This is a genomic window from Neobacillus sp. 204, assembly GCF_046562815.1.
Taxonomy (GTDB): domain Bacteria; phylum Bacillota; class Bacilli; order Bacillales; family Cytobacillaceae; genus Neobacillus.
Genome location: NZ_JBJORY010000043.1, coordinates 1 through 1,670 on the forward strand (window position 1 = coordinate 1; position 1,670 = coordinate 1,670).

The 1,670-nt window shown below is 38.0% G+C and carries 1 protein-coding gene; it reads right to left on the minus strand.

Going from position 1 to position 1,670, the window contains the following annotated elements; translation table 11 throughout:
* Positions 1-45 precede the first annotated feature (45 nt).
* Positions 46-1,601 (minus strand): IS3 family transposase gene (locus tag ACJ004_RS29980; RefSeq protein ID WP_410896724.1). Its coding sequence is split into 2 segments (ribosomal slippage): positions 46-956 and positions 956-1,601, totalling 1,557 coding nucleotides; the frame shifts between segments, so codons are not numbered across the junction.
* Between the last annotated feature and the right edge of the window lie 69 nt (positions 1,602-1,670).

Sequence of the window (1,670 nt, forward strand, 5' to 3'; positions counted from 1 at the left end):
TGAAGTGACACCCGTCAAGTAGACAGCGGAAATAAATAAATGACACTAAGCGGCTTGAGCCCTATATTCCAAGGGGCTTAGGCCGTTTAGTCTTTTTTGTAATCGTTCATAATTATAAAATTTTATGTACTCCTCAATGTCTTTCTTTAGCTCTTCAAAGGTGCTGTACTTGTTCAGATAATACTTTTCACATTTCAATGTTCCCCAAAAAGCCTCCATTGGTCCATTATCGATACACCTTCCGACCCTCGACATACTTTGAACCATCTCTGCTTTATCAATTTTCCTTTTAAAAGTAGGGGAAGTGTATTGAAATCCTCGATCGCTATGGAGGAGGGGTTTTGCTCCTGGGTTAGTTTCCAAAGCTAAATCGAGGGTTTTAAATACCAATGGATTATTATTTGAATTGCCTAATACATAACTGACAATGGATCCATCGTACACATCTAAAATCGCACTTAAATAAGCCTTTTGTGAGACTCCATACTTCAATTCAGTCACATCTGTTAACCATTTTTCATTTTGCTTCTCTGCGTGGAACTCTCTGTTCAAGATGTTCTCAGCTACATGTTGTGGAGTGCTTGGCTTATACTTTTTCCTTTTGCGTCGAATTACCGATTGTATTCCAGCTATTCTCATTAATCGATACACTCGTTTATGATTAATGGACTTTGGTAAGGTACGATTTAGGTTCATTGTAATGCGGCGGTATCCATATATACCGTCCACTTTCTCATATAGACGTTTTATCTCCTCCAGGATTTCCTCATTCCTCTTTTCATTCTCAGGAGGGGTACGATTAAGCCATTTATAATAAGAAGAGCGTTGAATTCTCGCAATTTCACATAATAGCACAATGGAGAATTTCTCTTTCTCATGAAGTTCTTGAATAGCTTTATATTTATCGGCCAAACGGATCTGGCTTATCTCTTTAACCGCCTCCTTTCGAGTTCCTCCAACTTTTTTAAGAATGCATTCTCCGCCCGAAGGCGTTCATTTTCCTGCTCTAACCGCTTCATTTCGCGCTGTATCTTCTCCTCAGGGGTTAACTCTGATTCCGTTTTACGCTTCCCCCTCTTATCTTCTAGACCGTCCGCTCCTTCTTTCTCAAACTTCTTTACCCATTGATACACCTGTTGATAGGAAACATTAAAGTGATCAGATGTCTGTTGATAGTTTTTCTCGTTCTGTAAGCAATACATAACAATTTCAAATCGTTCTTCTAATGTCGTGGATCGGCCTTTAATCATAGAGTTCTTCTCCCTTTTCGTCTCTTCTAATTCTCTATGATCATTATAAATCCTAATCCATCTTTGTAACACTGAACGACTGGATATTTCATACTTACGTACGATCTCAACTTGAGAGTATTGACCCGATAAAAAGTCATTAACCGCAGCTGTTTTTACTTTCTTCGAATACCGCCTCCATTCCCCCGAACCCTGAAGCCACTCCGTTCCATATGTATGAAATTGATAAATCCAATCATTCAGAGTTCTAGAAGATATTTGGTGTTGTTTACAAAAGTCTGAAACTGAGATTTTTCTGTTTTCATAAGCCGTTATTATCTCAAATTTTTCTTGTGCTGAATATTTTCCCATAGAAAAAGCCCCCAATAAAATAAACAGATTTTTATTATTTCATCTGTCTACTTTATCGGGAGCATATCA